28 protein-coding genes are annotated in these 23,631 nt (G+C 60.4%); 19 read left to right on the top strand and 9 right to left on the bottom strand.

Annotated features, from left to right (window positions below; genetic code table 11):
• Nucleotides 1–45 precede the first annotated feature (45 nt).
• Nucleotides 46–1,347: an adenylosuccinate lyase gene (gene purB / locus ACSQ2W_RS16845; RefSeq protein ID WP_436087286.1), complete on the top strand. Its 1,302-nt coding sequence runs from the start codon at nt 46–48 to the stop codon at nt 1,345–1,347.
• A gap of 256 nt (nt 1,348–1,603) precedes the next feature.
• Nucleotides 1,604–1,909, top strand: a complete 306-nt coding sequence (locus tag ACSQ2W_RS16840) for a PilZ domain-containing protein (protein WP_436087285.1) — start codon at nt 1,604–1,606, stop codon at nt 1,907–1,909.
• Between the two features lie 62 nt (nt 1,910–1,971).
• On the opposite strand, the gene ACSQ2W_RS16835 is transcribed toward ACSQ2W_RS16840, so the two are convergent.
• A complete protein-coding gene (locus ACSQ2W_RS16835) occupies nt 1,972–2,778 on the bottom strand; it encodes a DUF2189 domain-containing protein (protein ID WP_436087284.1) in 807 nt (268 codons plus the stop codon).
• A 222-nt stretch (nt 2,779–3,000) separates the two neighbouring features.
• On the opposite strand from ACSQ2W_RS16835, the gene ACSQ2W_RS16830 reads away from it, so the two are divergent.
• Complete coding sequence (locus ACSQ2W_RS16830; RefSeq protein ID WP_436087283.1) at nt 3,001–3,555, top strand: RBBP9/YdeN family alpha/beta hydrolase; 555 nt, start codon at nt 3,001–3,003, stop codon at nt 3,553–3,555.
• A gap of 365 nt (nt 3,556–3,920) precedes the next feature.
• Nucleotides 3,921–4,706: a class I SAM-dependent methyltransferase gene (locus ACSQ2W_RS16825; protein WP_436087282.1), complete on the top strand. Its 786-nt coding sequence runs from the start codon at nt 3,921–3,923 to the stop codon at nt 4,704–4,706.
• Nucleotides 4,707–4,792: 86 nt separating this feature from the next.
• Here ACSQ2W_RS16825 and ACSQ2W_RS16820 read toward each other — a convergent pair whose 3' ends face one another.
• Nucleotides 4,793–5,107 carry a DUF1476 domain-containing protein gene (locus tag ACSQ2W_RS16820; RefSeq protein ID WP_436087281.1) on the bottom strand — a complete coding sequence of 105 codons (315 nt, stop codon included), beginning with the start codon at nt 5,105–5,107 and terminating at the stop codon, nt 4,793–4,795.
• Between the two features lie 235 nt (nt 5,108–5,342).
• Here ACSQ2W_RS16820 and purC point away from each other — a divergent pair, with 235 nt between their 5' ends.
• The 6 genes from purC to arsC all read left to right on the top strand — a co-directional run bounded on the left by purC (nt 5,343) and on the right by arsC (nt 8,282).
• The gene (purC, locus tag ACSQ2W_RS16815; protein ID WP_018324721.1) at nt 5,343–6,107 is read left to right on the top strand and encodes a phosphoribosylaminoimidazolesuccinocarboxamide synthase; all 765 of its coding nucleotides are present in this window, start codon (nt 5,343–5,345) and stop codon (nt 6,105–6,107) included.
• Between the two features lie 15 nt (nt 6,108–6,122).
• Nucleotides 6,123–6,365: a phosphoribosylformylglycinamidine synthase subunit PurS gene (purS, locus tag ACSQ2W_RS16810; protein WP_436087280.1), complete on the top strand. Its 243-nt coding sequence runs from the start codon at nt 6,123–6,125 to the stop codon at nt 6,363–6,365.
• Nucleotides 6,366–6,384: 19 nt separating this feature from the next.
• The gene (locus ACSQ2W_RS16805) at nt 6,385–6,576 is read left to right on the top strand and encodes a hypothetical protein (RefSeq protein WP_436087279.1); all 192 of its coding nucleotides are present in this window, start codon (nt 6,385–6,387) and stop codon (nt 6,574–6,576) included.
• Nucleotides 6,573–7,244, top strand: coding sequence for a phosphoribosylformylglycinamidine synthase subunit PurQ (purQ, locus tag ACSQ2W_RS16800; RefSeq protein WP_436087278.1), 672 nt, complete (start codon nt 6,573–6,575; stop codon nt 7,242–7,244). The genes ACSQ2W_RS16805 and purQ overlap by 4 nt, the downstream gene beginning before the upstream one ends.
• A 52-nt stretch (nt 7,245–7,296) precedes the next feature.
• Nucleotides 7,297–7,704 (top strand): hypothetical protein, encoded by a 408-nt coding sequence (locus ACSQ2W_RS16795; protein WP_436087277.1) that lies wholly within the window; start codon nt 7,297–7,299, stop codon nt 7,702–7,704.
• A gap of 230 nt (nt 7,705–7,934) precedes the next feature.
• Nucleotides 7,935–8,282, top strand: a complete 348-nt coding sequence (gene arsC / locus ACSQ2W_RS16790) for an arsenate reductase (glutaredoxin) (protein ID WP_436087276.1) — start codon at nt 7,935–7,937, stop codon at nt 8,280–8,282.
• Between the two features lie 13 nt (nt 8,283–8,295).
• Here the strand turns inward: arsC and ACSQ2W_RS16785 are convergent, their stop codons facing one another.
• A complete protein-coding gene (locus ACSQ2W_RS16785; protein ID WP_436087275.1) occupies nt 8,296–8,466 on the bottom strand; it encodes a DUF1127 domain-containing protein in 171 nt (56 codons plus the stop codon).
• A 166-nt stretch (nt 8,467–8,632) separates the two neighbouring features.
• On the opposite strand from ACSQ2W_RS16785, the gene ACSQ2W_RS16780 reads away from it, so the two are divergent.
• The 8 genes from ACSQ2W_RS16780 (at nt 8,633) to ACSQ2W_RS16745 (ending at nt 17,233) form a co-directional block, all read left to right on the top strand.
• The gene (locus ACSQ2W_RS16780) at nt 8,633–10,051 is read left to right on the top strand and encodes a PLP-dependent aminotransferase family protein (protein WP_436087274.1); all 1,419 of its coding nucleotides are present in this window, start codon (nt 8,633–8,635) and stop codon (nt 10,049–10,051) included.
• Nucleotides 10,052–10,234: 183 nt separating this feature from the next.
• On the top strand, nt 10,235–12,466 hold the full coding sequence (gene purL / locus ACSQ2W_RS16775; RefSeq protein ID WP_436087273.1) for a phosphoribosylformylglycinamidine synthase subunit PurL: 2,232 nt from the start codon (nt 10,235–10,237) through the stop codon (nt 12,464–12,466).
• A 174-nt stretch (nt 12,467–12,640) separates the two neighbouring features.
• Nucleotides 12,641–13,396, top strand: coding sequence for a membrane-anchored protein (locus ACSQ2W_RS16770; RefSeq protein WP_436087272.1), 756 nt, complete (start codon nt 12,641–12,643; stop codon nt 13,394–13,396).
• Nucleotides 13,397–13,399: 3 nt separating this feature from the next.
• Complete coding sequence (locus ACSQ2W_RS16765) at nt 13,400–13,633, top strand: BolA family protein (RefSeq protein ID WP_018324712.1); 234 nt, start codon at nt 13,400–13,402, stop codon at nt 13,631–13,633.
• Nucleotides 13,634–13,639: 6 nt separating this feature from the next.
• A complete protein-coding gene (locus tag ACSQ2W_RS16760) occupies nt 13,640–13,864 on the top strand; it encodes a hypothetical protein (protein WP_436087271.1) in 225 nt (74 codons plus the stop codon).
• A 139-nt stretch (nt 13,865–14,003) separates the two neighbouring features.
• Nucleotides 14,004–14,339, top strand: coding sequence for a Grx4 family monothiol glutaredoxin (gene grxD / locus ACSQ2W_RS16755; protein ID WP_436087270.1), 336 nt, complete (start codon nt 14,004–14,006; stop codon nt 14,337–14,339).
• 335 nt (nt 14,340–14,674) lie between these two features.
• Nucleotides 14,675–15,910 (top strand): multidrug effflux MFS transporter, encoded by a 1,236-nt coding sequence (locus tag ACSQ2W_RS16750; protein WP_436087269.1) that lies wholly within the window; start codon nt 14,675–14,677, stop codon nt 15,908–15,910.
• A 36-nt stretch (nt 15,911–15,946) separates the two neighbouring features.
• Nucleotides 15,947–17,233, top strand: coding sequence for a multidrug effflux MFS transporter (locus ACSQ2W_RS16745; RefSeq protein WP_436087268.1), 1,287 nt, complete (start codon nt 15,947–15,949; stop codon nt 17,231–17,233).
• Nucleotides 17,234–17,303: 70 nt separating this feature from the next.
• Here the strand turns inward: ACSQ2W_RS16745 and ACSQ2W_RS16740 are convergent, their stop codons facing one another.
• The 5 genes from ACSQ2W_RS16740 to ACSQ2W_RS16720 all read right to left on the bottom strand — a co-directional run bounded on the left by ACSQ2W_RS16740 (nt 17,304) and on the right by ACSQ2W_RS16720 (nt 21,598).
• On the bottom strand, nt 17,304–18,128 hold the full coding sequence (locus ACSQ2W_RS16740) for an inositol monophosphatase family protein (protein ID WP_436087267.1): 825 nt from the start codon (nt 18,126–18,128) through the stop codon (nt 17,304–17,306).
• A complete protein-coding gene (gene ttcA / locus ACSQ2W_RS16735) occupies nt 18,125–19,015 on the bottom strand; it encodes a tRNA 2-thiocytidine(32) synthetase TtcA (RefSeq protein ID WP_436087266.1) in 891 nt (296 codons plus the stop codon). The genes ACSQ2W_RS16740 and ttcA overlap by 4 nt, the downstream gene beginning before the upstream one ends.
• A gap of 122 nt (nt 19,016–19,137) precedes the next feature.
• Entirely contained in the window at nt 19,138–20,082 is a 945-nt protein-coding gene (locus ACSQ2W_RS16730; RefSeq protein WP_436087265.1) for a glutaminase, read from the bottom strand.
• A gap of 88 nt (nt 20,083–20,170) precedes the next feature.
• Complete coding sequence (gene rpsD / locus ACSQ2W_RS16725) at nt 20,171–20,788, bottom strand: 30S ribosomal protein S4 (RefSeq protein WP_436087264.1); 618 nt, start codon at nt 20,786–20,788, stop codon at nt 20,171–20,173.
• 282 nt (nt 20,789–21,070) lie between these two features.
• Nucleotides 21,071–21,598 carry a MarR family winged helix-turn-helix transcriptional regulator gene (locus ACSQ2W_RS16720; RefSeq protein ID WP_436087263.1) on the bottom strand — a complete coding sequence of 176 codons (528 nt, stop codon included), beginning with the start codon at nt 21,596–21,598 and terminating at the stop codon, nt 21,071–21,073.
• A gap of 111 nt (nt 21,599–21,709) precedes the next feature.
• On the opposite strand from ACSQ2W_RS16720, the gene ACSQ2W_RS16715 reads away from it, so the two are divergent.
• The gene (locus ACSQ2W_RS16715) at nt 21,710–22,045 is read left to right on the top strand and encodes a cupin domain-containing protein (RefSeq protein ID WP_113003403.1); all 336 of its coding nucleotides are present in this window, start codon (nt 21,710–21,712) and stop codon (nt 22,043–22,045) included.
• Nucleotides 22,046–22,064: 19 nt separating this feature from the next.
• Here the strand turns inward: ACSQ2W_RS16715 and ACSQ2W_RS16710 are convergent, their stop codons facing one another.
• Nucleotides 22,065–23,579, bottom strand: a complete 1,515-nt coding sequence (locus tag ACSQ2W_RS16710) for a helicase HerA domain-containing protein (RefSeq protein WP_436087262.1) — start codon at nt 23,577–23,579, stop codon at nt 22,065–22,067.
• Between the last annotated feature and the right edge of the window lie 52 nt (nt 23,580–23,631).

Below are 23,631 nucleotides of genomic sequence, written 5' to 3'. Positions count from 1 at the left end.
GCTAGAGGCTCAGGCAACGCCACCTATGACGAAAGCTGAAAGCCCATGATCCCCCGTTACTCCCGTCCGGAAATGGTGGCCATCTGGTCGCCGGAAACCAAATTCCGCATCTGGTTCGAAATCGAGGCGCATGCCTGCGACGCGCTCGCCGAGCTTGGCGTGATCCCGAAGGAGGCTGCAAAGACCATCTGGGAACGGGGCGGGGCTGCCACCTTCGACGTCGAGCGCATCGACGAAATCGAAGCCATCACCAAGCATGACGTCATTGCGTTCCTGACGCATCTTGCCGAGATCGTCGGTCCGGACGCGCGTTTCGTGCACCAGGGCATGACCTCTTCCGACGTGCTCGATACCTGCTTCAACGTGCAACTCGTCAAGGCGAGCGACCTCCTGCTCGCCGACCTCGACGGGCTGCTGGAGGCGCTGAAGCGCCGTGCCTTCGAACACAAGGACACGGTGACGATCGGCCGCTCGCACGGCATCCACGCCGAGCCGACCACCTTCGGCATCAAGCTCGCCTTGGCCTATGCGGAGTTCGAACGCTGCAAGAAGCGCCTGATCGCTGCCCGCGAAGAGATCGCCACCTGCGCCATTTCCGGGGCCGTCGGCACCTTTGCCAATATCGATCCGCGTGTGGAAGAACACGTCGCCAAGGCCATGGGCCTTGCCGCTGAGCCGGTCTCGACCCAGGTCATCCCGCGCGACCGTCATGCGATGTATTTTGCCACCCTCGGCGTCATCGCTTCGAGCGTGGAGCGCCTGGCAACCGAAATCCGTCACCTGCAGCGCACCGAAGTGCTCGAAGCCGAGGAATATTTCTCGCCGGGCCAGAAGGGCTCGTCGGCCATGCCGCACAAGCGTAACCCGGTGCTGACGGAAAATCTCACCGGGCTGTCACGCATGGTGCGCGCCTTCGCCCTGCCCGCCATGGAAAACGTCGCCTTGTGGCACGAGCGGGATATTTCCCACTCCTCCGTCGAGCGAATGATTGGCCCCGACGCGACGGTGACACTCGACTTCGCGCTGGCGCGCCTGACCGGCGTGATCGACAAACTGCTCGTCTATCCGGACAACATGATGAAGAACATGAACAAGTTCCGCGGACTTGTTCACTCGCAGCGCGTCCTGCTTGCACTTACGCAAGCCGGCGCGTCACGCGAGGATGCCTATCGCCTCGTGCAGCGCAACGCCATGAAGGTCTGGGAGCAGGGCAAGGATTTCCTCGAGGAACTGCTCGCCGACAGCGAAGTCAGGGCCTTCCTGCCCGAAGCGGATATCCGCGAGAAATTCGACCTCGGCTATCATACGAAGCACGTCGATACGATCTTCAATCGCGTCTTCGGTTGATGCCTGCTGCATAATTCCTTAAATCGGCACAGATTTAAGTATTATGCAGCAGTTTCAAAGTGTTACAGCGTCATTTGCGCGTCATATTTGACGCGCGGCACTGTAGAGGGGAGCCGAAGAGGCTCCCCCGTTCCACCATCGCGCAGGGTGTCCGGTTTCAGCCCACATCGCTCCATTTTGAACGGTTTTCTCAAGCCTTTCGTCAGCCTTTCGTGAGAGGCTGCGAAAAACGAGAACACGGAAACCGGGTGGAAATATGCGGCATCAGCAGGTGATCCAACGCAAGGTGGAACGCACTACAACCAAATTCACCGGTACGGTGACTTGCAAGGGCGGATCGAGCCGCGGGATCGTCAAGGACCTGTCAGAGGCCGGAATTTGCTTCCAGCTCTATTTTGATATCAATGCCAGGACTGGCCAGGACGTTTCGATCGAGAGCAACGAATTCGGTCACCTGACCGGCGCCGTGCAATGGTATCGCGGCGACAGAATCGGCATTCGTCTCGACCCGTCGTCGAATACCTCGGCGCAAATCTCATCCTATTTCAAATATTTCCGCTAAGCGGCGCACACTAAAGCACGAACGTGCCGCCTATCTGGCGGCACGTTCGTTTCGTGCCCACTTCATTTGGTCTCCGGCGCAACCACGAGCTTGCGATAGAGGTGCCACGTCGCATGTCCGAGTATCGGCATGATGACGGCGAGCCCGACAAAGACTGGGATCGAGCCGATAACGAGGCCTGCGGCGACGATCAGCCCCCAAACGGCAACGGGAACCGGATTGGTGAGCGTTGCCCGCACCGACGTCTCGACCGCCGCTACGGCGCCGACATCCCTGTCGAGCAATAGCGGAAACGACACGACGACGGTCGACAGCACGATCACGGCAAAGACGAAGCCGACGGCATTGCCGACCAGGATGAGGTTCCATCCCTGATCTGTTGCGAAAACCTGGTTGGCGAAGGCTGAAATCGATGCCGGCGGCACGTCACCGAACATCTGCACATACAGCGACTGGGCAACGAGCAGCCAGGCGACGAACAGCACAAACAGCATGAAAGCAAGCGCGATGATCGACGGTAAGGCTGGAGAACGGCGAACATCGAAAGCGTGCCGCCACGACGTGTTCATCCCCTTTTCGCGGCGCCTGCTGATCTCGTAGAGACCGATGGCGGCGACCGGGCCGAGCAAGGCAAAACCGGAAGCCAGCGGATAGAGGATCGGCAACATGTTGGCGCCCGAACTCCATGCGGCAAGCACAACACCGGCGATCGGGTAAATCAGGCAGAGGAAGACGTAATGAGACGGCTTGGCATTGAAATCCTGCCAGCCGAGACGCAACGCGTCGAAGACATCGGCGACGCCGATCTTGCGAATTACCGGATGCTCGATAGTGGTGCTGGAGCCTGCCAATACATGGAATGTCGTCATGACCAATTCTCCTCCTTGAACACACGCATCGTCACGCCATTCGAGAACAATCAGTATTTTCGAGGGATCTCGGCATCGCTGACCTCAATCCAGTGCTCTCGATATTGGCGGCATTCGCCGTCACGGAACGTCGTGACCAACCGTCCCGTGCAGCAAGCATATACCAGATCTGCGTCTCTTTCACTTGACTTCCGTCGCCCTCGGGCACAAATCGCCGTTATTATGAAAGCATCCGAAGCAGATATCCTGATCGTTCCCGGCTATACCAATTCGGGACCGGACCATTGGCAGACCCGATGGCAGAACAAGCTCGCCTCCGCGCGCCGCGTCGAGCAGGCCGAATGGGCAAAGCCCGTACGCGAGGATTGGGTCCGGCGCATGATCGAAGAGATCAATTCCGCGACCAAGCCTGTCGTCATCGTGGCGCATTCGCTCGGCGTTGCGACCGCCATTCATGCCCTGCCGCTCGCGGAAAAGCAGATTGCCGGCGCTTTCCTCGTAGCCCCGCCGGAAGTGACGAATCCGAAAATCCGCCCGAAGCACTTCATGACGTTCGGTCCCTATCCGCGCGATCCGCTGCCGTTCCCGAGCTTGGTGATCGCAAGCCGCAACGATCCGTTCGGATCGTATGATCATGCCGGCGATATCGCAAACGCCTGGGGTTCGCTGCTGGTGGACGCCGGCGAATCCGGCCACATCAACACCGAATCCGGTCACGGTCCGTGGCCGGAAGGCACGATGGTTTTTGCCCAGTTTCTCAGCCGGCTTCGACCCTGACCCGGCGGCGAGCGCGCGCCTATCACAGCAACGCCGCCGGAACGGGATCACCACGGCTTCCGTGCCAACCGCTAGCCCGGGCAGCGTCCGCTTCTTGGGACAACTATAACCCGAAAGCAATCACGAGCCGATCGCGCCCGCTCGAAACGCATCATTTTACTCAACTCTTGATAGTGGAAATGACGCGCTTTGGCCGCTGGGTGGCCCCAGAATGGCCCTACTTATGAACTTTGCTGCAGTGCAAATAGAATGCTTCGGCTCAAAGCTTTGAGTCTCGCAAACAGCCTGACGTCCCATTCGCCGGCTGTCAGCTCCGATCGAGTTCCATCCGATCTCTTGGCTCAACCAACCGGATTCGCGACCTGATGACCTCAGTCATTCGAAAATTCATTTTCCACGATCTCCAGACGATCGAGGGCTATATCGATCCGCCGGACGCACTTGTTTTCCTTTCGCTTCTGCAAAGTCAGAAAGACAGAAGCCTTGGCGGCGCCCTTGCCGAGATCGGCGTGTTCTATGGCCGCTCCTATTTTCTGCTCAGAAAGATCAGCGGCAGCGACGAGAAGGTATTGGCAATCGACCTTTTCAACATCGGTCAGACGGCCGATGGGGTCAGCGCGCAATACGGCCGTTTTCTGGAAAACGGACGCCGGCTCGGCATGCCCGTGGACGAAGAGCTGATCATCAAAGGCGACAGCACACTGCTGGAGCCAGACCAACTCACCGACAAGATCGGTAAAATCCGGTTCTTCAGCATCGATGGCGGCCACATGCTTCGACATGTCGCGGCCGATAGCAGGCTTGCGATGGAAACGATTGCGGATCACGGCGTCATTGCGTTTGACGATACGTTCAATCCGGCCTGGCCGGAGGTGACAATCGGCATGGCTGATTTCCTGCGGGACTGCGGCGGAGCCTTTTCCGCCTTCTGCATGACCAAGTATAAAACCTATGTCTGCCGCCGCGAATTCCACGCGCTCTACGCCGAACTGATCGCCAATTCAGCCGATCTCGCCGCATTCGATCACGTCGAAACCGAATTTCTGGGCTCGAAGGTTGCCCGTCTCCACAACCCGATCAGCCGCCGGATGGTCTACGAACTGATGATCCGCTCAGGCATGAGCGCTTTTTCCGAGCGCGTTTATCGATAATCGAACCGCAGGCAGCCGGCCAGTTGGGCCGAACAAAAAAGGCCGCCCGAAAGCGGACGGCCCATAAAATATTGCGGGGCCTGGTATCAGCCGTTCTGGATCTGCGTAACCGCCTCGGAGAGAAGCTCCAGCATCTTCAGGCGAATGTCGTCGTCAGTCTGGGCAATGCCGGCAGCATCGAAGTCTGCGCGAATCTTGCGCACGACGTCCTCATGCCCGGCCTCGGCGAAATCGGCAGCGATGACGTCCGTGGCATAGGCCGCAGGATCGCTCTTGCCCAGAAGCTCCGCGGCCCAGAGGCCGAGCAGCTTGTTGCGGCGCGCCTCGGCCTTGAACCGCAGTTCTTCATCCAGCGCAAACTTCGCCTCAAACGCCTTCTCGCGATCCTGCATACTGGTCATCCTTTGCTCTCCCTGAAAACCACGCCGCAAACAGCTTTTCGCCCATAAACCAAAAGCCCGCCAAAAGTGCAATGCGAAGTTTTCCGCTTTGATGACTTTCCGTGTTACCCTCTTGCTAATTCAGGGGATCGGATCAGACGCCGATTGTGAAATAGTTTCTTTTCAGCTATGGACCCGATTAGAAAATGCCAATGGCGCAGCCCAAGAGCGCCGACAACCATAGAGAACACCATTGATGAACCGTCGCCGCCGTATCTACGAAGGCAAAGCCAAGATCCTTTACGAGGGTCCTGAGCCAGGCACGCTGATCCAGTTTTTCAAAGATGACGCCACCGCCTTCAACAAGAAGAAGCACGATGTCATCGATGGCAAGGGCGTGCTCAACAACCGGATTTCGGAATACATCTTCACGCATCTGAACAGGATCGGCATTCCCACGCACTTCATCCGCCGCCTCAACATGCGCGAACAGCTGATCAAGGAAGTGGAAATCATTCCGCTCGAGATCGTCGTGCGCAACGTGGCCGCAGGCTCGCTCTCCAAGCGTCTCGGCATCGAGGAAGGCGTCGTCCTGCCGCGATCGATCATCGAGTTCTACTACAAGGCCGATGCGCTCGACGACCCGATGGTCTCCGAAGAGCACATCACCGCTTTCGGCTGGGCAAGCCCGCAGGAACTCGATGACATCATGGCGCTCGCCATCCGCATCAACGACTTCCTCACCGGCCTGTTCCTCGGCGTCGGCATCCAGCTCGTCGATTTCAAGATCGAATGCGGCCGCCTGTTCGAAGGCGACATGATGCGCATCATCCTGGCGGACGAAATTTCGCCGGACAGCTGCCGTCTCTGGGACGTCGAAACCAAGGAAAAGATGGACAAGGACCGGTTCCGCCGCGACATGGGCGGCCTCGTCGAGGCCTACCAGGAAGTCGCCCGCCGCCTTGGCATCATGAACGAGAACGAGCCGCCCCGCGGCACCGGCCCCGTGCTGGTGAAATAAGCAGGAAAAGACAAAGTGATCAACGCACGCGTAACAGTGACGCTGAAGAACGGCGTTCTTGACCCGCAGGGCAAGGCCATCGAAGGCGCCCTCGGGGCTCTCGGCTTCGACAGCATCGGCCACGTCCGCCAGGGCAAGGTCTTCGATCTGCAGATCGAGACCACCGACAAGGCAAAGGCCGAATCAGACCTGAAAGCCATGTGCGAGAAGCTTCTGGCAAACACGGTAATCGAGAACTACACTATCGCTCTCGACTGAAGGTTGATTGAGTTGCCGCATGGCCGAAGTGATGTCCGGCGTAAAGACGGAGCTCAGTAATACTCGCGGCACTATGGTGTCCGTGCAGATGGACCTGCACAATATCTATACTAGGCTTGACAGGTCCGATCAGCGCCTCGAACGTATCGAAAACCGCCTCGAACTGCGCGAGCTTGCCGAGGCCCAATCCAGGTTTGAACCGCACCCATGAAATCAGCCGTCGTCCAGCTTCCAGGCCTCAACCGTGACCGCGACATGATCGCGGCGCTCACCAAGATTTCCGGCAAGGCGCCGGTAACGATCTGGCAGACCGAGACGGATATCCCGGACGTCGATCTGATCGTCATCCCCGGCGGCTTCTCCTATGGCGATTATCTGCGCTGCGGCGCGATCGCGGCGCGCATGCCGGTGATGCAGGCGATCAAGGCGAAGGCCGAGGCCGGCGTCAGGGTGCTGGGCGTCTGCAACGGCTTCCAGATTCTCGTCGAAGCGGGCCTTCTGCCGGGCGCGCTGATGCGCAATGCCTCGCTGAAATTCGTCTGCAAGGAAGTCCAGCTGGAGGTCGTCAACGCTAATACCGATTTCAGCCGCGCCTACGAACAGGGCCAGATCATCCGCTGCCCGGTCGCTCATCACGACGGCAATTATTTTGCTGACGCGGAAACACTGAAGACCATCGAGGGCAATGGACAGGTCGTTTTCCGCTACGCAGCCGGCACCAATCCGAACGGATCCATCAACGACATTGCCGGTATCGTCAATGTAAAGGGCAATGTTCTCGGCATGATGCCACACCCGGAAAACCTGATTGAGGCGGCCCATGGCGGCGCCGACGGCCGCGGCCTCTTCGCTTCCGCTCTTGATGTAATCGCCGCTTAACATTCGGTCTGCTAGAAGGCAGCTTCTGAGACCGAATCAAAGGGGCTTTCCGATGCGCGCCGCAGCATTTATCCGTTTTATTGCAACTGCAGGTTGCATTACCATTGTGGCGCTTGCCGCCGGCTGCCAGTCGGCCAAGCCGCCAGCACCTGCGCAGAGCACGGCGGCGTTGCCGACCATGGAACGCGTCGCGCTCGGCGCCAACGCCTGCTGGTTCAAGTCTGGCGACGCAGCCTTCAAGCCATATCGCCTGGCTCCGGAACTCAACTCCTTCTCCGGACGCCCGCGCATCCTGCTGGTCAAGCGTAACTCACCCGAATCACGCCCGCTCGCCGTCGTCCAGGCGGAAGGACACCCTGCCCGGCTTCAAGCCTTCGGACCGCTGTTCAATGAAGCGGTTGGAGCGAGAATGGCAACGGATGTAAAGCGCTGGGCCGCAGGCGGCACCGGTTGCCGATAGCACAACGTTAGCCGGCACCGGGCGCGGTGCCGGCTAACTCTCGCAGTTCTTTTAAGCATTTTGCTCGACGATCCGGCTCTAACGGTGCCGGCTGCGTTTTCGTAGCGTTTCCAACCCGAAATGCCCGTTCTCACATATGTCACGAAATTGTGTTACGTCCCTCAAAGGCGTAGACCGGCTGGGTCAGTGTTGTCATTCTTCGTGGCCCAACGGTCATCAAAGGCATAGTCATGAGCGTTACGATTTATCACAATAGCCGCTGCGCCACGTCCCGGGCGGTGCTCGAGACGATCCGCGAATCCGGTATCGAGCCCATTATCATCGAATACATGAAGACGCCGCCGACCCACGAGCAGATGCTGGCCCTTCTCCTGGAAATGGACCTGTCACCGCGCGCCGTGTTGCGGACGAAAGAGAGCTCTTACCAGTCACTAGAGCTTGACGATGTAAGCAAGACGGACCGCCAGATCCTGGATGCCATGCTGGCCCACCCTCAACTGATCGAACGGCCGATCGTCGTCAGCGAAAAGGGCGTGGCCATCTGCCGGCCGAAGACGAAGGTTCTCGAACTCCTGTAGCTGGCAGGCCCCGTCATTTCCAGAACGGTTCCGAGGCTTCGCGCTTCGCCTCCGCCGGTGTCACGCCGATATCGGCAAGCTGGTCATCCGTCAGTTCGGCGAGGGCAAGGCGGCTGAGCCGCTTTTCCTCCCGGACCGCAATCCATGAGATTGCCCGCCCGAAAAAGTCTTTTGCGCGTGGCATGACGCCAACGGGCGGACGAATTGTATTTGTCTCCAACGAGCAAATTGTGTCATCTGCAGTACAAATTGCACCCATTGCACCCACTCCGTTGATTGTCACGGTTACTTTTGTGATATTGCATTGTCATAATTGACACGGAAATTGATGCAATGTAGAAATTGTTACCATGACAACTTGGATGCCAGACCCCGGCCTCGGCCAAGGCCCCCTTTACGCACGTATTGCCGACCAGATCGAGCAGGCGATTACCGGTGGCGTGCTGCCATCCGGAACGAAATTGCCACCGCAGCGCAATCTCGCCTTTGATATCGGCGTGACAATCGGCACAATTGGTCGCGCCTATCACCTGGTGCGGGAACGCGGTCTCGTTAGCGGCGAGGTCGGCCGCGGTACTTATGTGCTCGACAATGCGAACATGCGGCCGGCCGAACAGGCCGATCCGATGACCGCGGCACTCGCCGGCACCCGGCCGATCAAGGCGCCTCCGGGCAAGCTCCGCTTCGACAGCACGGCGGCACCGGACATTGGTCAGGGCAAATCTCTCGAAAAGCTGCTGATCGACATCAGCCGCGAACACCCCGCCGACATCGCCAGCTATGCGCGCGATTTTCCGGCGCACTGGTTCGAGGCGGGCAGCCAGTGGCTTGCCAAGGGCACATTCAAGCCGCAGCCCGATCGCATCGTGCCCACCCTTGGCGCCCATGCCGGTGCAGTCGCCGTTATTGCGGCCGTCACTGCTCCAGGCGACAAAATCGCCTTCGAAAACATCACCTATTCGCAGATCAGCCGTAGCGCCGGCCTGATCGGCCGGCGCACGATCCTTCTGCGCACCGACGACCACGGCCTCGACCCGGAGGACTTTGAGCGCGTCTGCGCCCAGCAGCACCCGAAACTCGCCTTTCTGATGCCGACCGCACAGAACCCGACGGTTGTGACATTGTCCCTGGAGCGTCGGCAGGCGATCGCCGACATTGCCCGCCGCTACGGCGTCTGGCTGCTGGAGGATGATCTCTATGGCGCGATGACCGGCGATATGACGCCGCTTCTCGCCGAACTTGCGCCGGAGCGGACATTTCTGGTCGGCGGCCTGTCGAAATCGGTTGCGGCCGGCGTGCGCGGCGGCTGGGTCGCCTGCCCTGCCCATTTCAGCCAGCGTATCCGCATTGCCCACAAGATGGTGAGTGGCGGCATGCCGTTTCTGCTTGCCGAGCTCTGCGCACGCCTGGTGGCGAGCGGTGAAGCCGCGATCCTGCGCGCGAGAAGCATCGATGAGATCCGCGCGCGCGAGCAGATGGCCCGCGAGATATTTTCGGGCATCGAATTCAACTCGCATCCGCATGTGCCCTTCCTCTGGCTGAAACTGTCCGAGCCATGGTTCTCCGGCACTTTCAAGCACGCAGCTTTTGAGGAGGACGTGCTGGTTGACGACGAGGACGAGTTCAAGGCAGGGCGGACCGACAGCGTCTTTCATCGGGTGCGGATCGGCTTTTCCTCGCCTGCCGACCGCAGCGAGGTGCGGCGCGGTTTCCTTACCCTTCGCCGGCTGCTCGACAGCGGCCGCACCGGTTACGACAGCTTCGCCTGATCGAACCGCCGCCCGGTCGGCAAAAAGCACGCGATCTCCTGTGCTTTTCCGGCATTTTCCTGTCGCATCCCGGGAGAGCATCGGCTAAAGAAACGCCGACGCGATCTCTTTGTTTTGACGCATTCCTTCAGGCAGACGGTGTCGTTGCCGTCCGGGATGCTCCAACGGACCGAATGGACCACGATGACCATTTCCAATACCCGCCCCATCACGCCCGACCTCATTGCCTCGCACGGCCTGAAGCCGGATGAGTATCAGCGCATCCTGGACCTGATCGGCCGTGAGCCGACCTTCACGGAACTCGGCATCTTCTCGGCGATGTGGAACGAGCACTGCTCCTACAAGTCCTCGAAGAAATGGCTGCGCACGCTGCCAACCACCGGTCCGCGCGTCATTCAGGGGCCTGGCGAGAATGCCGGTGTCGTCGATATCGATGATGGCGATTGCGTCGTCTTCAAGATGGAAAGCCACAACCACCCGTCCTACATCGAGCCCTATCAAGGTGCGGCGACCGGTGTGGGCGGCATCCTGCGCGACGTCTTCACCATGGGCGCACGGCCGATCGCGGCGATGAACGCCCTGCGCTTCGGCGCGCCTGACCATCCGAAGACCCGCCATCTGGTGTCCGGCGTCGTTGCCGGCGTCGGCGGCTACGGCAATTCCTTCGGCGTGCCGACGGTTGGCGGCGAGGTTGAGTTCGACGCGCGCTACAACGGCAATATCCTCGTCAACGCCTTTGCCGCCGGCCTCGCCAAGTCCGACGCGATCTTCCTGTCGGAAGCCAAGGGTGTCGGTCTGCCGGTCGTCTATCTCGGCGCCAAGACCGGCCGCGATGGCGTTGGCGGCGCGACCATGGCGTCGGCCGAATTCGACGAGTCGATCGAGGAGAAGCGTCCGACCGTCCAGGTCGGAGACCCCTTCACGGAAAAATGCCTGCTCGAAGCCTGCCTCGAACTGATGAAGACCGGCGCCGTCATCGCGATCCAGGACATGGGGGCTGCCGGCCTCACCTGCTCCGCCGTCGAAATGGGCGCCAAGGGCGACCTCGGCATCGAATTGCAACTCGATCAGGTTCCCGTACGCGAAGAGCGCATGACCGCCTATGAAATGATGCTGTCGGAAAGCCAGGAGCGCATGCTGATGGTCCTGGAACCGGCCAAGGAAGAGGTCGCCAAGGCGATCTTCGTCAAGTGGGGCCTGGATTTCGCCATCGTCGGCAAGACCACCGACGACCTGCGTTTCCGCGTCATCCATCAGGGCGAGCAAGTTGCAAACCTCCCGATCAAGGAACTCGGCGACCAGGCGCCGGAATACGACCGCCCGTGGACACCGGCGAAAACGGCTGCGCCGCTTGCTGCCGATGATATCCCCCAGGCGGATGTCGCCGATGCCGTGCTGTCGCTAGTCGGGTCTGCCAACAACTCCTCGCGCCGCTGGGTCTATGAGCAGTACGACACGCTGATCCAGGGCAATTCGCTTCAGCTGCCGGGCGGTGACGCGGGCGTCGTGCGCGTCGAGGGCCACCCGACAAAGGCGCTCGCCTTCTCCTCCGACGTGACGCCGCGTTATGTCGAGGCCGACCCTTTCGAAGGCGGCAAGCAGGCCGTAGCCGAGTGCTGGCGCAACATCACCGCGACCGGCGCCTTGCCGCTGGCGGCGACCGACAACCTCAATTTCGGCAATCCGGAACGCCCGGAAATCATGAGCCAGCTCGTCCATGCCATCAAGGGCATCGGCGAGGCCTGCCGCGCGCTCGAATTCCCGATCGTATCCGGCAACGTCTCACTCTACAACGAGACGAACGGCCAGGGCATTCTGCCGACTCCGACCATTGGCGGCGTCGGCCTGCTCGGCGACTGGTCGCAGATGGCGCGCATCCGGTTTGCGGCCGAAGGTGATGATATCCTCCTCGTCGGCGCGCCGGAAGGCCTCGGAACGCATCTAGGCCAGTCCGTCTACCTGCGCGATATTCACGGCCGCACCGATGGTCCTGCCCCGCATGTCGATCTCGCCCATGAGCGCAAGACCGGCGACTTCGTCCGCGAGCTGATCACCGACGGCCTGACGACCGCCGTGCATGATTGCTCTTCCGGCGGCCTTGCGCTGGCGATTGCCGAAATGGCGATGGCGTCGGGCATCGGTGCAAAGGTTTCGGCAGTCACGGGCCGCGATCCGATCGCCGTCTTCTTTGGAGAAGACCAGGGACGCTACGTCGTGACGGTAAAGCCGGAGCATGCAGACGTTGTCGCCGAGCGGGCAAAAGCCGCGGGCGTGTCCGCGCCCGTGATTGGAGCGACTGGCGGCACCGAAGTCGTGCTCGGCTCGGCCAAGCCGCTTGCAGTTGTGCAATTGCGCTCGGAACATGAATCCTGGTTCCCGGATTTCATGGAAGGCAGCCTGCCGGAATCAAACTGAAACGGCTTTGATTCCGCCCGGGTTTCTCCGCTGTGCAGGTCATCAATTTAGCAGCATGACTTGCCACGGTCGCCTCGCGTAAGAAAGATTGCTGAAACGCGACAGCGGTCTTTCCGAAGCCTATCTGAACTATCTGATCCAAAGGGATCACACGGAAAGGTTACAGGGGAACGCATGAGCGGAGGTGAAGTGCACTGGTACGCCTGGTTGAACAGATTGCGGCGCTCCTGGCGGTATCAGCTGGCTTATCGGCTGGCGCGGCCGCAGGCGCCGAAACACCCTACCCCTTTCCGTGGCCCGGCGCTGATTGTTGGTTCAGCGCCGGTTTCCAATTTGCCAGACGGATTTGACAGCCGTTTTGCCGTTATTTGCGTAAACGGTTCCCAGGCTGCGACAGCTGGCTGGGGCATAGACGCGCCGGACGTCACCTTCCTGCAATTCAACCAGGTGGAAGGCAAAGGCGAGCGCGCTGTCGCCGTGCGCCGCGCTCTGTCAGGCAAGCGCTGCGGCATTCTCTATGTGCTGCGATGGCCGAGAAGCGAAACGCGATTGCGTGAAGGTCTCGCCGCGTTTGATTATGGCTTCAATGAATTGCGGCTCATCAACCAGTATCACCGAACCCGGCTGGCTGACGTCGTGCTCGGCCGCGTCGTGCCCGAGAGCGACAACGAATCCAAATTCTCGAACGGTGTCACCGCCGTTCTCTACGCCATTCACAGCGGTGCAACGGACGTCATCATCACAGGAATCGATCCGTCGTCGACCGGTCATGTCTACAACGATCTCAAAATGCAGAGGCTGCATGCCGATACCGACGTAAAAATATTGATGGAACTGTTGGAACGCGGTTTTCGCCTCTATACAAGTGATCCCCATGTGGCAGAATCGACGGGATTGCCACTGTGGAGCAAGAAAGAACTGAGGGAGTAGCGTATGCCGATGACACCGGGCGATATTGAAGACATGATCAAATCCGGTATCCCAGGCGCCAAGGTGACAATCCGGGATTTGGCCGGAGACGGCGATCATTATGCCGCTGAGGTCGTGGCAGAAGCCTTCCGCGGCAAGAGCCGCGTTCAGCAGCACCAGATGGTCTACAATGCGCTGAAGGGAAATATGGGCGGCGTTTTGCACGCGCTCGCCCTTCAGACATCTGCGCCGGAGTAAGGCTTTATGGCCGGACTGATGAATGAACTGGTCAGTGGCGTCGTCGAGAGTGTTCTGAAGGAAATTCTCAAGAAGACCGGTGGCCGCACGGCGACAAAACGCCAGAAGCGGCAGGCGCGGTCTGCCACCACCGGCCGGTTCAAGAAAGCGACCGCGAAAAGAGCCGTAAAGCCCGCGAAAAAGCAGGTGAACCGCCGCCGGACGGCCGCCTCGCGGAGCAAGACGCGATGATTTCGCCGGCGGCATGTTGCCGCCGGGCAAGCCATCAATTTTTGTTCGGATCGGGTGATGAAAATCACCGTTCTGCATGCTATCTAGAATGGATCGACACCCCCGGCCCTTGAAGCTGGAGCAGGAAGGACTACGACATATGAGCGGAATCAACGATTTCATCGACAACGAAGTAAAGAGCAACGACGTCGTTCTTTTCATGAAGGGCACGCCGCAATTCCCCCAGTGTGGGTTCTCGGGCCAAGTGGTCCAGATGCTCGACCATATCGGCGTCGACTATAAGGGCATCAACGTGCTTGCTGATGCCGATCTTCGCCAGGGCATCAAGGACTATTCCAACTGGCCGACCATTCCGCAGCTCTACATCAAGGGCGAATTCATCGGCGGCTGTGACATCGTGCGCGAAATGTTCCAGGCTGGCGAACTCCAGTCGCATTTCGAAGAAGCCGGTATCGCCGTCAAGGGCGCAGCCTGAAATCTGACTTCGGTTACAGAGCACCGGAAAAGGCGGGTCACCGCCTTTTTTGATTCCTGCGAATTGTGAAGGCTACCTAATGTTGCGCGACCTTTAACAGTCGAAGTCAATATGAAGCGGCTGTCACAAGATAGTCGCGTTACAAGGCGTAAGCACGCAATTCCGAACAAGTGCCGGCATCACGCCAACCAGCTCATTGTTTTGAAAGCGCTCGGAGCCTCGCTTTCGACCAGATATGGGACTACCGGCTTCAGCATTTTCATCCGCGCCTGTTTCCTGCTGGAACCTATTCGTTTTCAGCTCAGGCGCCGGCACCTCTGCCCAGGAATATTCCGATGACCGTTACCACCGAAGAACCGGGCCTTCAGGCTTTGTCGAAACCACAATTCGTTGCGCTGATGGCCATGCTAATGGCAATCAACGCGATCTCGATCGATATCATGTTGCCGGGCCTGCAGGAGATCGGCGCCAGCCTCGGCGTCGCCGATGAGAACACGCGCCAATACATCATTACCGCCTATCTGTTCGGCATGGGCTGCGCGCAACTGTTCTTCGGTCCGCTTTCCGACCGGTTCGGCCGCAAGCTGCCGCTTCTCGGCGGCCTTGGCGTCTATGCACTTTGCGCGCTTGCCATCGTCTTCGTGCCGTCCTTCGCCGGGCTTCTGGCGCTGCGCTTCATGCAGGGTATTGGTGCAGCCGCGACGCGGGTCATCACCATTTCGATCGTTCGCGACGTCTATGGCGGGCGGATGATGGCCGAGGTCATGTCGCTGGTCATGATGGTCTTCATGATCGTGCCGGTCATTGCACCAAGCGTCGGTCAGTTGATCATGATCTTTGCCGAATGGCACATGATCTTCGTGGTCATCTGCGCATTTGCGGCTCTGGTGGCAACGCTGGTCGCCCTGCGGCTGCCCGAGACGCTCGCAGTCGAACATCGCCGCCCTTTCACAGTCGCCTCCATCGTCGACGCATTCCGCATCGTGCTGACCAACCGCGTCTCGCTCTGCTATTCGCTGGCCGCGTCCTTCATCTTCGGTTCGCTGTTCGGCTTCATCAATTCCGCGCAGCAGATCCTGGTCGGCATCTACCAGCTTGGACACTGGTTCCCGCTGGTCTTTGCAGGTTTCGCCGGCATGATGGCCGCCGCCTCCTTCACCAATTCGCGGCTCGTCAAGCGCTACGGCATGCGCCGCCTGTCGCACGGCGCGCTGATCGGGTTTGCGCTCGCCAGTTTCGCCTGGGCCATGGCCTCGTTCTTCGGCATGCTGCCTCTCTGGCTTTTCGTGCTGCTCTATGGCGCGGCCATGTTTCAATTCGGCCTGATCGGTCCGAATTTCAACGCGATGGCGATGGAGCCGCTCGGACACGTCGCCGGAACGGCATCTTCCGTGCTCGGTTTCACCCAGACGATCGGCGGCGCGACCATCGGCGCACTGATCGGACAGGCGTTCGACGGCACCGTTACGCCGCTTGCCATCGGTTTCCTGACGGTCTCCGTCATCGGCCTGATCTTCGTGCTCGTCGCCGAAAAAGGCAGGCTTTTCAGCCCACATAATCCGTCCATTTAACGACTGTCTCCTCCCAAGACATCCATAGGTCCCTCCATGTCCGCCACCACGACCGCTGAACACATCGAAAATATCGGCTCCTCCCGAATAGGCCTCGGCTTCTTCGAATTCGTCATCACCATCGCGCTCATGACCGCGAGCGTCGCGATCGCCATCGACATCATGCTGCCGGCCCTGCCCGCCATCGGTCAGTCCCTCAGCGTTGCCAACACCAACGACACGCAGCTGATCATCGGCGTCTTCTTCCTTGGCTTCGGCTGCTCGCAGATCATTTTCGGCAGCCTGTCAGACACCTTCGGGCGCCGCGCGATCCTGCTCGGCGGTCTCGCCTTCTTCACCATGACGATGTTTGGTGCGGCTGCGACAGAGAGTTTCGAAATGCTGCTCCTCCTGCGGTTCGTGCAAGGGATCGGTGCTGCAGCGGTTCGCATCACCACCATGGCGGTGGTGCGCGACTGTTTCGGCGGCCGCGAAATGGCGCGTGTAATGTCCTATGTGATGATCGTCTTCATGATCGTGCCGATCGTTGCCCCTTCACTCGGCCAGGCCGTGATCTATTACGCGAACTGGCACTGGATCTTCATTCTGCTCGGCGGCGTCGGCGCCATCCTTTTCGTCTGGGCCGGGCTGCGACTGAAGGAATCGCTACCGCAGGAAGAGCGCCTGCCCCTATCGGTGGCCTCCGTCGCCGCCGGCTTCCGCACTGTTCTCACCAACCGCACCACCTGCGGCTACATGATCGGCATGACCCTGTTCACTGCCGTCATCTGCGCCTACGTTGTCACGGTCCAGCAGATCTTCGGCGAAGTCTATGGCCTCGGCGATTGGCTGCCGATTGCCTTTGCCGGAACCGCCGGAGGCATAGCCCTCGCCAACTTCGCCAATGGCTATTTCGTCCGCAGCTTCGGCATGCGGCGCATCTCGCATGCGGCGATGATCCTGTTCACGCTGCTCGCCGCCGTCGGGCTGGTGATTTCGCTCGGCGGCAAGCCGGACTTCCAGCTCACCTACCTGCTGTTCTCCGTTCTCTTGATGATGTTCGCTGTCATCGCAACCAACTTCACAGCGATCAGCCTGGAGCCCATGGGGCATTTGGCGGGTACGGCAACGGCGATCACCGGTTTCGTTTCGACGACTGGCGGCGCGCTGCTCGGCGGCGCGGTCGGGCAGATGTTCAACGGCACGGTGCAGCCGCTGTTTGCGGGGTTCACCGCTTTCGGAGCGGTGACGATCCTCGCGACGCTTTGGGCAGAGAAGGGCAAACTCTTCACGCATCCGGGCGACGATCAGGCTACGCTCGAGGCAGGCGGCGGCCATATGTGATCACGCGACACGAAAAAGGCCCGCTCGACTGATGTCAAGCGGGCCTTTTGGTGTGCATTATCTTGCCGCCTCAGACGGTAAAGACCTCACGGCGAAGCGCTTGCCAGCAATCCCTGTCGGAGGCCACCAGAAGGCCGCCATCGACATGATCCGGGCGATAGGGCGAACCATCGAAACGCGCGGCATAAGCGCCGGCCTCTTCGGCGATCAGCGTTCCGGCAAGGTGATCCCAGGGCATCAGTTTCTGATACATCAGGAAGTGAAAATGTCCGCTAGCGAAGGCGCGGTACTCATGCGCCGCGCAGCGATAGCTCGTGGCGATCCGCACCTTCGCCATATTGCCCATGACGATGCGTCGGTTTTCCGCCGAATAGAAGCCGGTCGATGCGCAGCCGACGAGGTTTTCCAGCGGCACAGACGGCGCGACGCTCAACCGCTCCTGCGAACCATCCGCCCTGCAAAGCCAGGCACCAGCGCCCTTTTCGGCGATCACCCAGTCATTACCCATCGGGTCATAGATCAGGCCGGCGACGGTTTCGCCCTTGGCGACGACGGACGCCATGACGCCGAACAACGGCATGCCGGCAGCATAATTGAAGGTGCCGTCGATCGGATCGACGATGACAGCCAGACCGGCGCCGGCAAGGCGATCCAGGAGCGCCGGGTCGGCGGCAACCGACTCTTCGCCGATAAACAGCGCGTCGGGCGCAACCTCCGCCATGCGCGCTTTGATCAGGCGCTCCGCCGCTTCGTCGGCTTCGGTCACCAGGTCGATGGCCTCCGTTTTCATCCGCACGTCACCAGCGCCGAGATTGCGGAACCTTGGCAGGATCTCCTTGACCGCAGCCTCCTGCAGGATATTGGCGATGGCTGCGATATCTATGACAGATGTCATGCTTTGGGCTCCGCGAGCAGGGATTGGAAATCGAACAGGTTCGGGTCGAGCAGGTGCGACGGATTGACGTGGCCGAGCGCCCTCAGCATCGTATCCTTGCGACCCGGCATACGGCGCTCGATATCGGCCAGCATCGCCTTCATGGCATTACGCTCCAGCCCATCCTGCGAGCCGCAGAGATCGCAAGGGATAATCGGAAACTCCATCGCCGCTGCGAATTTTGTGAGATCATCCTCGGCCGCATAGGCAAGCGGTCTGAGCACCATCAGATCGCCGTCGTCGTTCAACAGCTTGGCCGGCATCGAGGCAAGCCTTCCCCCTTGGAAGAAGTTCATGAAGAAGGTCTCGAGGATATCCTCCCGGTGGTGGCCGAGCACCAGCGCGTCGCAGCCTTCCTCGCGCGCAATCCGGTAAAGATTGCCGCGACGCAGGCGTGAACAGAGCGCGCAATAGGTGCCGCCCGCCGGCACCTTCTCCTTCACGATCGAATAGGTATCGCGATATTCGATCCGGTGCTTGACGCCGATCGAGGTCAGGTAATCCGGCAGCACATGCTTGGGAAAATTCGGCTGGCCCTGGTCGAGATTGCAGGCGACCAGTTCGACCGGCAGCAGGCCGCGCCATTGCAGGTCCATCAAGAGCGCCAGCAAACTGTAGCTGTCCTTGCCGCCGGAAACGCCGATCAACCAGCGCCTCTGGCCCTTCAGCATACCGAAATCCTCGATCGCCTGGCGCACCTGCCGCAGCAGTCGCTTGCGCAGCTTATTGAATGAAACCGAGGACGGCATTTTGGCGAAGATCGGATGCAGCGCATCGTCAATGGCCTTGTCCGGCCCGGATGAAAGGTCTTCGAGGTCGGCGGCCGGCAATGGGGTGGAAATATCCATGACAAAGTCCCGGATTGGAAACGCGCCGAGGCGCGTCGTTGTGAACTGCACTTGCCCGGGTAAGCCGGCAAGATCAAGGAAAATGCACGCGTATCGGTGTGAAACTTCCGTAACGCCCTTGCTCAGGCGCCGAACACGGACCATCCGGTGCGGCTTGCCAGCATTTCAAGCGCAAGGGAGCCAAGTAGCGAGTTGCCGTTATGGTTGAGGCCGGGCGACCAGACGGCGATGGAAGCCTTGCCGGGCGCCGCGACCAGGATGCCACCGCCGACGCCGCTCTTGCCAGGCAGGCCGACGCGATAGGCAAAATCGCCCGAGCCGTCGTAATGTCCGCAGGTCAGCATCAGTGCGTTGATGCGCCTCGCCCTCTGGCGCGAGACGACGGAATGCTGGGTCAGCGGATTGCTGCCTGAAGCAGCGAGGAACAGGCCCGCCTTTGCCAGCTGGACGCAGCTCATCGCCAGGGCGCACTGATGGAAGTAGACACCGAGCACGTGTTCGACCGGATGGTCGAGCTTGCCGAAGGCACGCATGAAATTGGCGAGCGCGACGTTGCGATAACCGGTCGCGGCCTCCGAGCGCGCCACCTCGTGATCAATGACGATGTCTTCCTCGTCGGCAAGGTAGCGGACGAAGCGGACGACTTCGCCGATCGCTTCGCGCGGTGTGTGGCCTGCCAGAACAAGGTCGGTAATGGCGATTGCGCCGGCATTGATGAATGGATTGCGCGGAATCCCGTGCTCATGTTCAAGCTGCACGATGGAGTTGAAGGCGGAACCGGACGGCTCACGGCCGACGCGATTCCAGATGCTCTCGCCATGTTTGCCGAGCGCCAGCGTCAGCATAAAAACCTTGGAGATACTCTGGATCGAGAAGGGAACCTCGGCATCACCGGCCTTGTAGACATGACCGTCGACGGTCACGACGGCCATACCGAAGCGCTTGGGATCGACGTGGGCGAGTTGCGGGATATAGTCGGCAACCTTCCCCTCGCCGAGCCTTGGTGTCAGCTCACGATGGATATCATCGACAATCGACTGCAGGTCCAACGGTTCCGTGCCGGGCATCAGCCATTCTCCGCATAAGTGCTGGGCAACAAAAAAGCCACCCATCTCTGAGTGGCTTTTCCGTATCACAAGGCCGAGGCCAGAAGAATTATCGCGAATAGAATTCGACGACGAGGTTCGGTTCCATGACGACCGGGTACGGAACGTCGGTCAGGCCCGGAACGCGAGCAAAGGTCGCAACCATCTTGTGGTGGTCGGCTTCAATGTAGTCCGGAACGTCGCGCTCAGCGAGCGAAACGGCTTCGAGAACCGTAACGAGCTGCTTGGACTTTTCGCGGACTTCAATGACGTCGCCGGCCTTGCAGCGGTACGAACCGATGTTGACGCGAACGCCGTTGACCTTGACGTGGCCATGGTTGACGAACTGACGGGCAGCAAAGACCGTCGGAACGAACTTGGCGCGGTAAACGATTGCGTCGAGGCGCGATTCGAGCAGACCGATCAGGTTTTCCGAGGTGTCGCCCTTGCGGCGGTTGGCTTCGTCGTAGATCGCGCGGAACTGCTTCTCGCGGATGTCGCCGTAGTAGCCCTTGAGCTTCTGCTTGGCGCGCAGCTGTACGCCGAAGTCAGAAAGCTTGGACTTGCGGCGCTGGCCGTGCTGGCCCGGGCCGTATTCGCGGCGGTTGACCGGCGACTTCGGACGGCCCCAGATGTTTTCGCCCATACGGCGGTCAATTTTGTACTTGGACGATTCGCGCTTGCTCATCGCATTTCCCTTCAAATGGTTACACCGGTCTGTTGCCAAACCGGATCAAGGAAACACGCCCTCCTCTGAACCTCGTTTTAGAAGCTCTGACAGGTTTCTCACGATCACGCTGACGGAGAAGCCACGGGACATGTCGGTTCGGGCACTTGCTGTTCCGCCGTTGTCGGAGAGGACAAGCATATGCGCCACTAAAAAGTAACACCGGGCATTTCGGCCCGGCGTTGAGGCGGCTTTAGTGGCTTCAGCTGCAATTGTCAAACGAATTTGCGCGTTTGGCGTGGGTCAGGCATTTTCGCCGTCGTTCCGCGCCTCCAGCGAGATCAGGAGTTTGCGCAGCAAGGACGCCAGATTGGCTCGATCCTGGGCACTCAGACCAGCAAGATAAGAGGATTCGCTGGCCATGTCGGTGCGAAATGCGGTCTCGGCCAAGCGCGCACCCTCGTCGGTCAAACCGACGACGAAACTGCGTCCATCCTTTGCCGAGCGCTCCCGCACGACAAGGCGCGCCTTCTGCAACCGGTCGAGCCGATGCGTTAGGCCGCCCGATGAGATCATCAGCGAGGTGTAGAGCACCGTCGGCGTCAGCTTGTAAGGCGCTCCTGAGCGGCGCAATGTCGCAATGACGTCGAACTCGCCACGATCGAGACCGAAGGAGGCGAAAGTCCCCTCGATCGACGGCCGCACGAGGTTGGAAAGCCGGTAGGCGCGCCCTAGGATCGTCATCGGTTCTGTGTCGAGGTCCGGCAATTCGTTCGCCCATTGCTGCCGCAACCGGTCCACATGATCCAGGTTTTCACGCTCATTCGCCACGGCCCGCTTCCACTTCTCGCAATTATATCTTGATAGGAAGATAGTTTTCCGATATATCTTCTCGTTAAGATATATTCGCTCGACGGTCGGTTCAATCCCATGGAGGCCAGCATGTTTCATGTCATCCCGCGCGCCGAACAGGACCAGCGCCCGAACCGGACGATTCTCTTCGAGGGCGGGCAATATGGCGCGCCGATCTCGCTGTTTTTGGTAGACAATGCGCCCGGCGAAGGTCCTGCTCTTCACACGCATCCCTATACGGAAACGTGGATCGTCCGCTCCGGACAGGCGCAGTTCACCGTCGACCGGGAAACGATCGATGCCAATCCCGGCGATATCATCGTCGTCAACCCCGAAACGCCGCACCGTTTCGTCAATACGGGCGCTGGCCGGCTGGAGCTGACCTGCATCCATGCGTCGGAACGCGTCATCCAGACATGGGTGTAACCGCCCAGACGACGGAGGATCACTCCGCTGCGCTACGGCTTCGTGCGTCGTCGTAAACGGCATCCGCCGCTCCCGGCGCCGTCTCTGCCTGCAGATCGGGAAACGCAACGATTCTCTTGCCGGAGAGATCGCTGTGGACGACGATCAATCCCTGCTCCTCGAAATAGCCGAGCAGGCGCCGCGCGCGGCGGGCCGAATGGGTGCCGTAGGCCCGCGCGATCATCGGGTCGGAAGGACAAGGCAGGCCACGGACAGCGGATTGCGCCACGAGCAGAAAGACGCCCTGCAGGTCCTCGGTCACCTGCCGCGACAATTCCAGCGCTGAAGCCCAGATTTCGCTTGCTGCCGTTTCCGGATCAACGCCCGAGCGCGCGACTGCCATTTTGCGGCGGAAGGCGCTCAGTGACAACGGTGCGCCGGGCACGCGGCGGATGCGGCAACGGACCAGGAAATCCTGGAACAGTTCGGCATCGGCGCGGAAGGCGGCTTCCGGATTTTCGAGGATTTCGGCAAGCAGGCTGTCGAGCAGCGCTTCGCGTTCCGTCGCCGGCATTTCCGGCACCGGCGCCTTCGGCTCTGCAAGTGTTGCCGGTTCGGGCCGCGGGCGCGACAGTTCCGCCAGAATATCGGTCGCCGGTCGCGGCTGGGCGCTCTGGCGGCGAACGATCGGCCGGATCAGTTCCTCCGGGTCCGGCGTGAAGATCAGGTCTTCGACGTCGGTGACCGCTTCCGGCAGCGGCGTCAGTTTCGGACTGGTGGACCGGGCCGAGGTCTCGACGTGACCGATCGTCACCGGCAGCGGACGGCGCGAAAGGGCCGGACCAAGCGCCACGAAGGAGCCGCGCTTCAGGTCGCGGAACATTTCGGCCGTGCGCCTGTCCATGCCGAGCAGATCGGCGGCGCGGGCCATGTCGATATCGAGAAAGGTCCGGCCCATCAGGAAGTTGGAGGCTTCGGCCGCAACGTTCTTGGCAAGCTTTGCCAGCCGCTGCGTCGCGATCACGCCGGCAAGCCCGCGCTTGCGGCCGCGGCACATCAGGTTGGTCATGGCGCCGAGCGAGATTTTGCGCGCCTCTTCCGAGACGTCGCCCGCCACGGACGGGGCAAACATCTGCGCCTCGTCCACGACCACCAGAACCGGATACCAGTAATCGCGGTCGGCATCGAACATGGCGTTGAGGAAGATGCCGGCACTGCGCATCTGCTGCTCGATATCGAGGCCCTCGAGCGAGAGGACGCAGGAAACGCGATGCTGACGGATACGGGTGGCGATGCCGATCAGTTCAGATTCCGTCCGCTCGCCCTCGATCACCACGTGGCCGAACTTGTCGGCAAGCGTCACGAAATCGCCTTCGGGATCGATGATGCATTGCTGCACCCAGGGCGCCGACTGTTCGAGAAGCCGGCGCAGGAGATGCGATTTCCCGGAGCCTGAATTGCCCTGCACCAGAAGGCGCGTCGCCAGAAGTTCCTCGATATCGAGCGGAACGGATGCGCCATCGGACGCCGTCCCCATATCGATGCCGACTTTCATATCCACCTCGTTGAAACTGCCATGCCGGATGCGCCGCCACGAACCCGCAGGT

Source organism: Pararhizobium sp. LjRoot255 (assembly GCF_964252905.1).
In the GTDB taxonomy this organism is placed as follows: Bacteria; Pseudomonadota; Alphaproteobacteria; order Rhizobiales; family Rhizobiaceae; genus Pararhizobium.
The sequence above is the reverse complement of the archived record's forward strand: the minus strand, read 5'-3'. Positions and strand labels throughout refer to the sequence as shown.